Here is a 12,740-nt window from a genome sequence, read left to right on the forward strand (position 1 = left end):
GGCTTGCGGGCATCCCTGTTCGGGGAGGGTGCAGGTGGGCGGTATAAGTCCGTTTTTGTCTGATGAATTACGTAGAGGTCAACTGTCGCCTTCGCTGTGGACGGAGAGCATGCGCGAATCGTGCGGCAGCCGCAGCCGGTCCGCGGCGATATCGGCCGCTATGCGCAGTGCTCCGTCCAGCGGGTCCCCGGCCGCGGGAACGCGGCGCGCGTGCGGCAGTTGTTCCGCGAGCTCGTCGCGCAGGGGGGCGAGCAGTGGCTCGCCGAGCTTGAACAGGCCGCCGGTGAACGCTACTTCGCTCTCCTCGGCGCGGGGGCAGACGGCGGCCGCGGCCTCGGCGATGTGGCGGGCCGCGGCCCGCAGGATGCCGCCCGCGACGGGGTCGTCCGCCGCGCAGCCGGCCACGTCGGGTGCGAAGGAGGCGAGGACCGCGGGCCGGTCGGCGCGGGGGTAGAGCTGCCCCGGCAGGCCGGCCAGGGGGCCGAACCTCTCTTCGGCGCGGGCGAGGAGCGCCTGCGAACCGCCCCGCCTCCCGTCGTGCGCCCGCATCGCGGCCTCGAGTCCGGCCCGGCCGATCCATGCGCCGCCACCGCAGTCGCCGAGGAGGTGCCCCCAGCCGTCGGCGCGGCGCCAGACGGTCAGGTCCGTGCCGAGCGCGATCATGCCGGTGCCCGCCGCGACGACCACGCCGGGGCGGTCGCCGAGCGCGCCCGCGTACGCGGTGACGGCGTCCGCGGCGAGTGCCGTGCGGCGTACGCCCAGCGTCCGTGCCAGCGCCGACGGCAGCTCGGCCCGGAGGTCGTCGCCGAGGGTCGCCATGCCCGCCGCGCCGACGGCGACCGCCGTGATCCGCCCGCCGCCGGCCCGCTCCAGCAGGGCCCGCGCCATGGGTGCGAGTTGTGCCATGAAGTGCTCGGCGTCGATGCCCCTGGACCCCGTGCGCACCGGCTCCGCGGAGCGCACGGGGTCGGGACGGCGCAGTCCTTGCGGCACGTGCAGGGCGGCCCGCAGTCCGGAGCCGCCCGAGTCCACGCCGAGTACGCAGTCCTCGTCCGTCACGGCAGCCGCCAGTCCACCGGTGGCGCCCCCTGCTGGACCAGCAGGTCGTTGGCCCGGCTGAAGGGGCGCGACCCGAAGAAGCCGCGGTCCGCCGACATGGGGGACGGGTGCGCGGACTCCACGGACGGCAACTGGCCGAGCAGTGGCCGCAGATTGCGCGCGTCCCGCCCCCACAGGATCGACACCAGCGGCTTGCCGCGTGCGGCGAGCGCCCGAATCGCCTGCTCGGTGACTTCTTCCCAGCCCTTGCCGCGGTGCGCGGCGGGCTTGCGCGGGGCGGTGGTGAGCGCCCTGTTGAGCAGCAGGACGCCCTGCTGGGTCCAGGGCGTGAGGTCACCGTTCGAGGGCGCGGGCAGTCCCAGGTCGCTGTTCATCTCGCGGTAGATGTTGATGAGACTGCCGGGCAGCGGCCGCACTTCGGGCGCGACCGAGAACGACAGGCCCACCGCGTGACCGGGTGTGGGATAGGGGTCCTGGCCGACGATCAGGACGCGGACGTCGTCGAAGGGCTGCTGGAAGGCGCGCAGGACGTTCGCCCCCGACGGGAGATAGGTGCGTCCTGCGGCGATCTCCGCGCGCAGGAAGTCCCCCATCGAGGCGATCCGTTCGGCCACCGGCTCCAGGGCCTTGGCCCAGCCGGACTCGACGATTTCATGCAAGGGTCGTGGTGCCACGGCGTCACCCTACTGCCGTAACGGCGGGGGCGATCAACCGATGGCCGCGGCCCGGACGCAGAGCACGTCCGGCAGGTGCGAGGCGAGCAGTTGCCAGCTGTCGCCGTCGTCCGCCGACGCAAACACCTCCCCGTTGCGATTGCCGAAGTAGATGCCCGCCGGGTCGCAGTCGTCGCAGGACATGGCGTCACGCAGCACCACGCCGTAGTGGTCCTCCTGGGGCAGACCCGCGCTCAGCGGCTCCCAGCTCTTGCCCGCGTCCGCCGTGCGGTAGACCCGACAGCGGCGGTCGGCCGGGACGCGGTCGCTGTCCGCGGTGATCGGGAAGACGTACGCCGTGCCGCCGCGGTGCGGGTGTGCGACCGCCGCGAAGCCGAAGGTGGACGGGAGGCCCTCGCCGATGTCCGTCCAGTGCCCGCCCGCGTCGTCGCTTCGGTACACCCCCCAGTGGTTCTGCAGGTACAGGCGGTCCGGGTCGGCCGCGTCCCGCGCGACCTTGTGCACGCACTGCCCGAACTCCGGGTTCGGCTCGGGCAGGAACACCGCGGACACGCCGTTGTTCGACGGGGACCAGCTCGCGCCGCCGTCCCGGGTGCGGAACACGCCCGCGGTGGACACCGCCACCGTCACCGCGCGGGCGTCACGGGCATCGCTCAGCACGGTGTGCAGTCCCTCACCGCCGCCGCCAGGCACCCACTTGGAGCGCGTGGGGTGCTCCCAGAGGGGGCGGACGAGGGAGAAGGACTCGCCGCGGTCCTCCGAGCGGTACAGCGCGGCGGGCTCCGTGCCCGCGTACACCACGTCCGGCTCGGCGGCCGACGGGTGCAGCTGCCACACCCGCTCCAGCGAGGCCCCGGTGTCCTTGGGGAACTTTACGGCCGGCTTCGCGGGCTCCGTCCAGGTCCTCCCGAGGTCGTCGGAGTGGAAGACGGAGGGGCCCCAGTGCGCGCTGTCACCGCCGACGAGGAGCCGGGGGGTGGGGCCGCGGGTGTCGATGGCTACCGAGTACACCGCCTGCGCGTTGAAGTACGGGCTGTCGTCGAACTCCCAGGCGCCCCCTCGCCTGCGGCCGATGAAGAGGCCCTTGCGGGTGCCTACGGTCAAGATGATGTCGGCCATGCCGACCACCTCCGGGACGTCGTTGTCTCAGGTATCGGCCAGTCTGCACCCCACCACTGACAACCACCCCTGGACGTGACGTCCGCGCAGCTCAGCGCCGTGTCTCCGGGCCCGGACGGCAGTCCGGCGCCAAGTCCGCCAGCTCCGCCGCCACCTCCGCGATCGACGCGGGGCCCACCCGGCAGCACCCGCCGATCAGCCGCGCCCCCGCCGACCGCCATCCCGCCGCCCGCCCGGCCGCGAACCGCGCGGGGCCCCGCCACGCCCTGGCCCGCGCGTCCCACGTCTCGCCGCTGTTCGGATAGACGACCACCGGCTTGCCGGTGACCCGCGCGGCGAGCGCCACCGCGGCGTCCGCGTCCCCAGGGGCGCAGCAGTTCACGCCGACCGCGATCACCTCGTCCGCGTCGGCGGCCAGTGCGAAGGCCTCTTCGAGAGGCTGTCCCGCGCGTGTGCGCGTGCCCGTGACGCTGTACGACAGCCAGGCAGGTACCCCCAGGCCGCGGACCGCCCGCAGCAGCGCCCGCGCCTCGTCGGCGTCGGGGACCGTCTCCAGCGCGAGGACGTCGGGGCCGGCTTCGGCGAGGGTCTCCAGGCGCGGCCGGTGGAAGCGTTCCAGCGCGTCGACGGAGAGGCCGTACCGGCCCCGGTACTCGGAGCCGTCCGCGAGCATCGCCCCATAGGGCCCGGCCGAAGCGGCCACCCACACCTCGCGTCCGAGCCCGGCCCCGGCCCTGCGGGCCAACTCCACGCTGAGACGCAGGAGTTCGCCCGTGCGGCCGGCGTCGATGCCGTGCCGCGCGAACCCCTCGTACGTCGCCTGGTAGCTCGCGGTGATCGCGACCTCGGCGCCCGCCTCGTAGTACGCGCGGTGGGCGGCCTCGATCGCCGCGGGCTCGTCGGCGAGGAGGCGCGCGGACCACAGGGCGTCGCTCAGGTCGTGCCCGGCGGCCTCCAGTTGGTTGGCGAGGCCGCCGTCGAGCACGACCGGTCGCCGGGCAAGGGCATCGGTGAGTCTCACACCGCCGACGCTATCCGAGGCGTCGCGAGCGGGAAGTGGCAGGCCACCTCGTGTCCCGCGCCGTTCGGTGTGCTCACCTGCGGTGCGGTCGTGGCGCACACGTCCTGCGCGAGGGGGCAGCGGGTCCGGAAGCGACAGCCCGAAGGGGGCTTCGCCGCGGAGGGGGTCTCGCCCTCCAGCGGCGCGCGTTCCGCACCGGACGCGGCCTCCGGGTCGGGAAGGTTCACCGTGTCCAGGAGCCCCCGCGTGTAGGGGTGCAGCGGATGCGCGTACACCTGTTCCGCCGGGCCCGACTCCACGAGTTTGCCCAGATACATGACGCCTACGGTGTCCGCCAGATGGCGTACGACGGCCAGGTCGTGCGAGATGAACAGATAGGTCAGACCGCGTTCGCGCTGCAGCTCCCGCATCAGGTTGAGGATCTGGGCCTGCACGGACACGTCGAGCGCGGACACCGGTTCGTCGGCGACCACCAGGTCGGGGGAGAGCGTCAACGCCCGTGCCAGACCGAGGCGTTGGCGCTGCCCGCCGGAGAACTCGTGCGGGTAGCGGTGCACGGCGCCGCGCGGCAGGCCGACGGCGTCGAGGAGTCCGGCTGTCAGGTTCTCCTGTTCGGCGCGGCTGCCGACGTTCTGGATGACGAGTGGTTCGCGCAGGATCTCGCCGACCCGCATGCGGGGGTCCATCGCGGCGGTGGAGTCCTGGAACATCAGCTGGACGCGGCGGCGGTGCGCGCGCCGTTCGGCCCGCGACATCCGCGACGGGTCGGCGCCCTCGAATCGCACCGCGCCCGCCGTCGGCTCCTCCAGGCCCGCGACGATCCGCCCGAGCGTCGTCTTGCCGCAGCCGGACTCGCCGACCATGCCGAACGTCTCGCCCTTGCGGATCGTCAGCGACACCCCGCCGACCGCGCTGACCGTCCCCCGGCTGCGCGAGAACGCGCCGCCCTTGAGCGGGAACTCCTTGACCAGAGAGTCGAGTTCGAGGAGCACGTCGCCGGGGGCGGCGGTGGCGGGCGCGGCCGCGGGAGTCACGACGTCGTCCTCGGAAGCGGCCTCATCCGGTACCGGGTGGAAACACGCGAACCGGTGGTCCGCGCCCCGGGTCCCCTCCGCTCCCCGCTCCTTGTCCTCGCCCCGCGCCCCGGCGTCCACGAGCGACGGTTCCTCGGTGCGGCACTCGTCCGTGGCGAAGGCGCAGCGCGGTGCGAAACGGCAGCCCGTGGGGCGCACCGCCAGGTTCGGCGGCAGGCCGGGGATCGTGTGGAGTTCGGTGCCGCGGTCGGCGGCCCGCTCGGGAAGCGCCGCGAACAGCGCCTCGGTGTAGCGGTGGCGCGGGCGCGCGAACAGGCTTCGTACGTCGGCCTGTTCGGCGACCTTGCCCGCGTACATCACCGCTACCCGGTCCACGCGGTTGGCGATCACCCCCAGGTCGTGGGTGACCAGGATCATCGCCATGCCGAGGCGGGTGCGCAGGTCGTCGACGAGTTCCAGGATCTGGTGCTGTGTCGTCACGTCGAGGGCCGTCGTCGGCTCGTCCGCGATCAGCAGTTTCGGCTCGCACACCAGCGCCATGGCGATCGCCACACGCTGGCGCATGCCGCCCGACAGCTGGTGCGGGTAGGCCTTCATGCGCTCGGCGGGCTGCGGCATGCCGACCAGCCGCAGCATCTCCTGGGCGCGCGCCCACGCTTCCTTCCTGCCGATGCCGGGCCGGTGCAGGAGCAGCGGCTCCGCCACCTGCGCGCCGATGGTCATCGTCGGGTTGAGGGAGGTCAGCGGGTCCTGGAAGACCATGCCGATGGTGTTGCCGCGGACGTCCTGGAGGACGGGCGCGGCGGCGGAGGCGAGGTCCTGCCCGTCGAAAACGACGCGGCCGCCGGTGATCTCGCCGCCCGGCGGCAGCAGCCCGAGGACGCTGAGCGCGGTCATCGTCTTGCCGCAGCCGGACTCGCCGACGATGCCCAGGGCCTCACCGGGGGCGAGAGACAGGGAGACGCCGTCGAGGGCGTGGACGGTGCGCTCGCGCGAGGCGATGTCGACGCGCAGGTCCTCGATGGAGAGGAGGTGTTCGGTCGCGGGCCGGGGCTCGGCCGCGCGCAGGGGTTCGGTCATCTTCGCGGTACTCCCTCTTACTTCCGCAGCCGTACTTCGAACGCGTCCCGCAGCCCGTCGCCGATGAAGTTGAACGCGGCGACGACCAGCACGATCGCGATGCCCGGCGGGAAGATCAGCCACCAGTAGCCGTTCTGCGTGTAGGTGATGCCGGCCGACAGCATCGAGCCCCAGTCCGCCGAGGGCGGCGGGATGCTCAGGCCGAGGAACGCGAGGTAGCTGACGTAGAGGATGGCGTCGGCTATCTGGAACGTGCAGTTGACGATGACCGTGCCGATCGCGTTCGGCACGATGTGCTTGAAAACGGCGCGCGTACCGCCGCCACCCATCATCCGCATGGCCTGGACGTACTCGCGGTTGCGCAGGGACAGCGCCTCGCCGCGCACCAGGCGGGCGGGGGAGAGCCACGCCACCGCCGCGATGATCATGATGAGGACGCCCTTGCTGGGAGTGATGATCGCGGCCACCACGACGAGCAGGAACATCGCGGGGATGGCGAGCGCCGCGTCCGTGATCCGCATCATCGCGGCGTCGACCCAGCCGCCGAAGTAGCCGGAGACCGCTCCGTAGACGGTGCCGAAGAGCGTGGCGAGCAGGCCGGCCGCCAGTCCGATCTCCAGCGAGGTACGGCCCGCGACCATCAGCCGGCCGATCATGTCGTAGCCGAGGTCGGTGGTGCCGAGGAGGTGGCCGGAGCTGCCGGGCGGCAGGTTCGCCTGCGACAGATCGGTGTGGACCTGCTCGGTGTCGTACACGAGCGGGCCGAGATAGCTGAACGCGAGCAGCAGGAGCAGCACCACCACGCCCGTCAGGGCGAGTTTGTTGCCGGTGAAGACCTGGAGCGTACGGCGGGCCAGCGAGGGCGTCGCCTGCGCGGCGTCCTCGTGGCCTGGCGCGGTGACAGGGGCGACCGTGGTACTCATGCCACGCTCCGTATCCGGGGGTCGAGGACGGCGTACAGGACGTCGGTGAGCAGCGAGCCGACGACGGTGGCGACACCGACTACGAGCGTCACGCCGAGCAGTACGGGGAAGTCGGAGCCCTGAGCCGCGTTCCAGAACAGCAGCCCCATTCCCGGGTAGTTGAACATCGACTCCACGACGAGGGCGCCGCTGAACAGCGTCGGCAGATAGAGGCCGAGGAGCGTCGCGAGGGGGATCAGCGCGTTGCGCAGGACGTGCCTGACCATGATCCGGCGGCTCGACTGGCCCTTGGCCATCGCCGTGCGGACGTATTCCTCGGTGAGGTTGTCGAGCACCGCCGAGCGCATGTAGCGGCTGAACATCGCGACGATGCCGAAGGCCATGGTGACCACCGGCAGGATCAACCCGGTGAAGTCGCCCAGGAGTTCGGCGACCGTCTCGCCCTGCGGCGCCTCCGCCGGGAAGATGGGCATGACCTGCGCGAACAGGATGATCATGATGAGGCCGAGGAAGAACACCGGCGTCGCGTACAGCAGGAAGGCGAGGCCGGTCAGCGCGTAGTCCGACGCCTTGCCGCGCCGTACGGCCTGCAACAGTCCGAGCGGGACCGCGATGACCACCGCGAGGACGGTGGACAGGACGGTGAGGAGGAGCGTCTTGGGCAGGCGCTGCTTCAGCAGGTCGAGGACGGGCGAGTTGAGCTTGAAGGACTCGCCGAGGTCACCCGTGAGCAGCCGCTTCAGGTACATCGCGTACTGCGTCGGCAGTGAACGGTCGTATCCCTGCTGGTGGTTGAAGTGCTCGATCTGCTGCGGTGTGCCCTTCGGGCCGAGGATGGCGCGGGCGGGGCCGCCCGGCAGCAGGTGCAGCAGGACGAAGACGATGACGGAGACCAGGAAGAGGACGACGACCGCCTGGAGGAACCGCTTGACCAGAAAGCCGGTGAAGCCGGTGAGGCCGTTGCTGCCGCTCACTTCTCGGCTCCCTTCTTCTTGACGTAGTACCAGTGCTGGGGAGCGAAGGTGACGGTCGGGTTCTGTGCGACTCCGCGCAGGTCGTTGCGGATCACCGAGACCTGGTACGCCGGGTTGGGCATCCACATCACGGGCAGCTGCTCGGCGAGATACTCGCCGTACTCGTGCACGGCCTTCATGTCGGGGGAGTACTGCACGCCCCGGATGATGCGGTCCGCCTTCTTGTCGCTGTAGTTGCCGAAGTTGGCGGAGGCGCCCGTCGAGAAGAGCTGCTCGCCGCTGGGGTTGAGCGGGTAGTACCAGCTGCCGGCCGTCCCGAAGAACGACATGTCCCACTCGCAGCCCGGGTCCTTCGCCTTGCACGGCACGGAGTTGCCGAGGACCGAGTTCAGCGGCTGCTGGCGCACCGTCAGGTCGATGCCGGCCTTGGAGAGCGACGACTTGAGCTCCTGCATCATGTTCGTCGTCTCGGTAGACCCGGACTGGGAGAGCAGGGTCAGTTCGAGCGGGGTGTTCCTCCCGATGCCCTTGCCGCACTCGCCCTCGCCCGTACCGGGGCGTACGCAGCGCGCCGTACCGTCCTCGATGCGCCAACCATGCTGTGTCAGCAGAGACTTGGCCTTGTCGACGGAGAACGGGTACTGGTTCTTCTCCATCTCTGCGGACAGGTACTGGCTCTTCGGTGTCACCGGAACCGGACCGAGCGTCGGGGTCGCGCTGCCCTGCCAGATGACGTCGCTCATGGCCTTCTGGTCGACGAGATGCTGCATGGCCTGCCGGATGTAGAGCTGGTCCATCATCGGGCCGCCGTGCGTGGAGTTGAAGTTGTAGACGATGTACGTCGCCGCCCAGCCCTCCCACGGATCGACGCGGTAGCCCTTGCCCTCGAACTTCTCCTTCTGCGCCATCACCGACGGCGGGATGTAGCCGTAGTCGACGCCGCCCGAACGCAGCACGTTGTACTCGGAGTCGGCCGTCGTGAACGGTTTGAAGACGACCTTGTCCAGATGCGGGCGCTCCGACTCCGGTCCGGTGAACTTCTCGTTCGGCACGATGGTGACCTGCCCGCTGTCGCGCCAGCCCGCCAGCTTCCAGGGCCCGTTGACCGTCTTCCAGAGCGGGTCGGAGCCGTACGAGCCGAGGCTCTTGGCGTGCTTCGTCAGGCGGGCGAAGACCGCCTTGGCGCCCGCGGGCGTACGGTCCCAGTCGCCGATCCTCCCGCCGTCGGTCTTCGCGTCCCAGGCGTGCTGGGGGAGCGCCCGCAGCAGGGTGAGCTGGTTGGCCGTGAACCAGTCCGGGTTGTACGCGCGCGTCAGGTGCAGCCGCACGGTGTGGTCGTCGAGCGTCTCGAACCGCTTGACGTTGTCCGGCATCGCGCCGACCGAGTAGCTGCCCCAGTCCGCCTTGTTGGCCTTGACCAGGTGGAACCAGAACTCCAGGTCACGGGCCGTGACCGGCTTCCCGTCGGACCACTCGACGCCCTCGCGCAGCGGCACGGTGACGGTCTTGTTCCCGTCGCTGTACTTCGGCTCCAGGCCGAGCGTGCCCGGCCCGTGCGTGGTCAGCTCGCCCTTCTCCTTGTCCTGCACGGCGTCGTACACCGGCATGAACAGCAGTGAGTAGATCCCGTAGTTGTACGAGCCGCCATAACCCGGCGCGCCGATCGGGAAGATCCAGTTGGGCGTCGCGGCGGGCGGGAGCGCCATCGTCGCCGTGCCGCCCTCCACGGGCGTGCCGCCGGTCGGGCCCATGTCGATGCGGCCGCCCTCGCGGGTGCAGCCGGTGAGGGCCGCCGCGAGGACGAGCAGCGCGGCCGCCGCGGACCTGAATGAGCGCATGGCGATGGGCCTCCAAGGGGTACGGGGCCGGCCCGTGCCGGAGAACGACGGGGCGGCGCCCGAACGCTAGGCCCGGCGAGAAAAACAAGTCAATAGCTTCATTCGGCAAGAAGTGGAAAAGCCGGAAGGGCTGGTCAACTTGGTTCGGTCGGACCTAGTGTTCGTCCTGGTGTCGAACAAACACATCGAAGCAACAGGGAAGCAACTGGGGGCGGCATGGCCGGAACACCACTCGGCGAACCGGGGTCGGCGCAGCACATCGTGCACCTGGTCTCGTCGGGGGCGGCCACGTCCCGCGCCGACCTCGTGCGCGAACTGGGCCTCGCCCCCTCCACGGTCTCCCTGCGCGTGCAGGAACTCGTCGACGCCGGGCTCCTCACCGAGTCCGGCGAAGGCGCGTCGCGCGGCGGACGCAGGCCGCGGCTGCTGCGCGTGGCGACCCAGGGAGGCGTCGCGCTCGCCGCGGACCTCGGCAGCCACCACGCGCGGCTCGGCGCCGTCGACCTCGGCGGCACCGTCACCGACGCCGTCGACCTGCCGCACGACATCACCGCGGGCCCCGAATCCGCCGTCGACTGGCTCTGCGGGCAGGCCGACGCCCTCGTCGCCCACCAGCGCGCCGAAGGCCGCACGGTACGTGCGTTCGGCGTCGCCTTCCCCGGTCCCGTGCAGCCCGCCACTGGCCGCGTCCTGAGTCCGTCCCGCATGCCCGGCTGGCACCGCTACCCGCTGCGCGACGTCCTCGCCGAACGGCTCGGCATCCCCGTCACCGTCGACAACGACGCCACGATGATGGCCGTCGGCGAGCACCGCGTCGCACGCCCCGAGCTCGACCACCTCGTCGTCGTCAAGGCCGGACGCGGCATCGGCAGCGGCATCATCTCCGCCGGCCGGCCGCACGACGGCGCCAACGGCAGCGCGGGCGACATCAGCCACGTCCGCGTCGACGCGGCGGGCGACCGCCCGTGCAGCTGCGGCAACATCGGCTGCCTGGAGACCGTCGCCAGCGGCGCCGCCCTGATCCGCGAACTCGCGCTCCAGGGCGTCGAGGTGGCCGACACCGCCGACCTGCTGCGGCTCGTCGCCGACGGCGACCCGCTGGCCACCACCCTCGTCCGCACCGCGGGACGCCACATCGGCACGGTCCTCTCCGTCGTCGTCAACTTCTTCAACCCGCAGGCCGTGGCCCTCGGCGGCGTCCTCGCCACCGCCGAACCCCTGGTCGCCGCCGTGCGCGGCGTCCTCTACGAACACTGCCTGCCCCTCGCCACGGCCGACCTCGAGATCACCACCACCGTCACGGGGCCCGACGCGGGCCTCCTCGGCGCGGGACTCACCGCGCTGCGCCACCACCTCCCCACCTCACCGGCCGCCCCCGCACCCCAGGAAGAGAGCGCAACCGCATGACCCCCTCCGCGCACCACCGCCGCCTGCGCGTCGGCATCGGCGGCATCGGCATCGAGTCCTCCACGTTCTGCCCGCACCGCTCCACCGCGGACGACTTCCGCCGGACCCGCGGCCAGGACCTCCTCGACCGCTACACGTGGACGCGCCCGGACTCCGACCTCGCCGACACCGTCGAATGGGTGCCCCTGCTGCACGCGACCGCGCTGCCCGGCGGCCCGGTGGAGGCGGAGTCGTACCTGACCCTGAAGGACGAACTGGTCACGCGCATCCGGGCGGCGGGCCCGGTGGACGGCCTCGTGTACGACATCCACGGCGCGATGAGCGTCATCGGCCTCACCGACGCCGAGGCCGACCTGACCGAAGCGGTGCGCGCCGCCCTCGACTTCGTCGGTACGCCGGACGGCACGGGACGGCCGATGATCTCCACCGCCATGGACCTGCACGGCAACGTCTCGCGCCGCTTCGCCGAGCCGGTCGACCTGCTCACCGCCCACCGCCTCGCCCCGCACGAGGACGCCTGGGAGACCCGCGAACGCGCGGCCCGCAACCTCGTGCGATGCCTGCGGGAAGGAGTGCGCCCGCACCGCGCCTGGGTCCAGGTCCCCGTCCTCCTGCCCGGCGAGAAGACCAGCACCCGCCTGGAACCCGCCAAGTCCCTCTACGCCTCGCTCGCCGACATCGAAAAGCTCCCCGGCATCCTCGACGCCGCGATGTGGGTCGGCTACGCCTGGGCCGACGAACCGCGCTGCCAGGCCGCCATCGTCGTCACCGGCGAGGACGCCGGACTCGCGGCCGCCGAGGCCGAAAAGCTCGCCCGCCGCTACTGGGACGCGCGCCGCGACTTCGTCTTCGTCGGCCCGACGGGCTCCGCCGAGGAATGCATCGAGCGGGCGGTGGCCTCACCCGCACGCCCCTTCCTGATCAGCGACTCGGGCGACAACCCGACGGCGGGCGGCGCGGGCGACCTCGCGTACATGCTGGGCAAGCTCCTGGAGAACGCCGCGATCCGCACCGGCGAGGTCACCGCCCTCCACCCCGGCATCACCGACCCGGTCGCAGTCGCCCGCTGCTTCGAGGCGGGCGTGGGCGCGGAGGTCGCCCTGAGCGTCGGCGGCAAGGTCGACGCGAACCACGGAGGACCGTACGAACTCACCGGCACCGTCGTCGCGCTGCAGCGCGCCACCGACCAGAAGGACCGGGCGGAGGGCGGCGCGTACGACCGGGGCGTCGACATGGCGGCCGTGCGCAGCGGCGGCCTCACCGTGATCCTCGTCGAGCGCCGCAAGCCGTTCCACACGCTCGCCGACTTCACGGGCCCCGCGGAGGGCGGCCTCGGCATCGACCCTCGTACGTACGACATCGTGGCCGTGAAGATCGGCTACCTGGAGCCGGAGCTGTACGACATGGCGGCCGACTGGCTCCTCGCCCTCACGCCGGGCGGCGTCGACCAGGACCTGCCGCGCCTCGGCCACCACCGGGTGGAACGGCCGCTGTATCCGTTCGACGAGGACGCGTACGCGGACGGCGCACCTGACCTGACCCCGGTCGGACTCGCCCCTCTCGCCCCTCTCGCCCCACTGGCTCCCCTTGCCCCTCTCGCTCCCTGAGAAG

General features: G+C 71.7%; 10 protein-coding genes. 2 read left to right on the forward strand and 8 right to left on the reverse strand.

Features of this window, described 5'->3' with window-relative positions:
- Window positions 1-78: 78 nt before the first annotated feature.
- The 8 genes from AB0N81_RS20245 to AB0N81_RS20280 all read right to left on the reverse strand — a co-directional run bounded on the left by AB0N81_RS20245 (window position 79) and on the right by AB0N81_RS20280 (window position 9,722).
- Window positions 79-1,059 (reverse strand): BadF/BadG/BcrA/BcrD ATPase family protein, encoded by a 981-nt coding sequence (locus AB0N81_RS20245; protein WP_365360116.1) that lies wholly within the window; start codon window positions 1,057-1,059, stop codon window positions 79-81.
- On the reverse strand, window positions 1,056-1,733 hold the full coding sequence (locus AB0N81_RS20250) for a uracil-DNA glycosylase (RefSeq protein ID WP_365360118.1): 678 nt from the start codon (window positions 1,731-1,733) through the stop codon (window positions 1,056-1,058). Before AB0N81_RS20250 ends, AB0N81_RS20245 begins: the two co-directional genes overlap by 4 nt.
- Window positions 1,734-1,766: 33 nt before the next feature.
- On the reverse strand, window positions 1,767-2,852 hold the full coding sequence (locus AB0N81_RS20255) for an exo-alpha-sialidase (protein WP_365360120.1): 1,086 nt from the start codon (window positions 2,850-2,852) through the stop codon (window positions 1,767-1,769).
- Between the two features lie 91 nt (window positions 2,853-2,943).
- Entirely contained in the window at window positions 2,944-3,873 is a 930-nt protein-coding gene (mmuM, locus tag AB0N81_RS20260) for a homocysteine S-methyltransferase (protein WP_365360122.1), read from the reverse strand.
- Window positions 3,870-5,987, reverse strand: a complete 2,118-nt coding sequence (locus tag AB0N81_RS20265) for an ABC transporter ATP-binding protein (protein WP_365360124.1) — start codon at window positions 5,985-5,987, stop codon at window positions 3,870-3,872. Before AB0N81_RS20265 ends, mmuM begins: the two co-directional genes overlap by 4 nt.
- Before the next feature lie 17 nt (window positions 5,988-6,004).
- The gene (locus AB0N81_RS20270; RefSeq protein WP_365360126.1) at window positions 6,005-6,910 is read right to left on the reverse strand and encodes an ABC transporter permease; all 906 of its coding nucleotides are present in this window, start codon (window positions 6,908-6,910) and stop codon (window positions 6,005-6,007) included.
- A complete protein-coding gene (locus AB0N81_RS20275) occupies window positions 6,907-7,884 on the reverse strand; it encodes an ABC transporter permease (protein ID WP_365360128.1) in 978 nt (325 codons plus the stop codon). The genes AB0N81_RS20270 and AB0N81_RS20275 overlap by 4 nt, the downstream gene beginning before the upstream one ends.
- The gene (locus AB0N81_RS20280; protein ID WP_365360130.1) at window positions 7,881-9,722 is read right to left on the reverse strand and encodes a peptide ABC transporter substrate-binding protein; all 1,842 of its coding nucleotides are present in this window, start codon (window positions 9,720-9,722) and stop codon (window positions 7,881-7,883) included. The genes AB0N81_RS20275 and AB0N81_RS20280 overlap by 4 nt, the downstream gene beginning before the upstream one ends.
- 216 nt (window positions 9,723-9,938) lie before the next feature.
- On the opposite strand from AB0N81_RS20280, the gene AB0N81_RS20285 reads away from it, so the two are divergent.
- Together AB0N81_RS20285 and AB0N81_RS20290 are read left to right on the forward strand one after the other, a co-directional pair.
- On the forward strand, window positions 9,939-11,129 hold the full coding sequence (locus tag AB0N81_RS20285) for an ROK family transcriptional regulator (RefSeq protein WP_365360132.1): 1,191 nt from the start codon (window positions 9,939-9,941) through the stop codon (window positions 11,127-11,129).
- On the forward strand, window positions 11,126-12,736 hold the full coding sequence (locus AB0N81_RS20290; RefSeq protein WP_365360134.1) for a M81 family metallopeptidase: 1,611 nt from the start codon (window positions 11,126-11,128) through the stop codon (window positions 12,734-12,736). The genes AB0N81_RS20285 and AB0N81_RS20290 overlap by 4 nt, the downstream gene beginning before the upstream one ends.
- Window positions 12,737-12,740 lie beyond the last annotated feature (4 nt).

Source organism: Streptomyces sp. NPDC093510 (assembly GCF_040683555.1).
Taxonomy (GTDB): domain Bacteria; phylum Actinomycetota; class Actinomycetes; order Streptomycetales; family Streptomycetaceae; genus Streptomyces.

Excerpts from the sequence above, each read along its gene's own strand:
- AB0N81_RS20265 (WP_365360124.1), bottom strand. The coding sequence starts at position 5,987 with ATGACCGAACCCCTGCGCGCGGCCGAGCCCCGGCCCGCGACCGAACAC.
- AB0N81_RS20290 (WP_365360134.1), top strand. The coding sequence starts at position 11,126 with ATGACCCCCTCCGCGCACCACCGCCGCCTGCGCGTCGGCATCGGCGGC.
- AB0N81_RS20270 (WP_365360126.1), bottom strand. The coding sequence starts at position 6,910 with ATGAGTACCACGGTCGCCCCTGTCACCGCGCCAGGCCACGAGGACGCC.
- AB0N81_RS20285 (WP_365360132.1), top strand. The coding sequence starts at position 9,939 with ATGGCCGGAACACCACTCGGCGAACCGGGGTCGGCGCAGCACATCGTG.
- AB0N81_RS20255 (WP_365360120.1), bottom strand. The coding sequence starts at position 2,852 with ATGGCCGACATCATCTTGACCGTAGGCACCCGCAAGGGCCTCTTCATC.
- AB0N81_RS20280 (WP_365360130.1), bottom strand. The coding sequence starts at position 9,722 with ATGCGCTCATTCAGGTCCGCGGCGGCCGCGCTGCTCGTCCTCGCGGCG.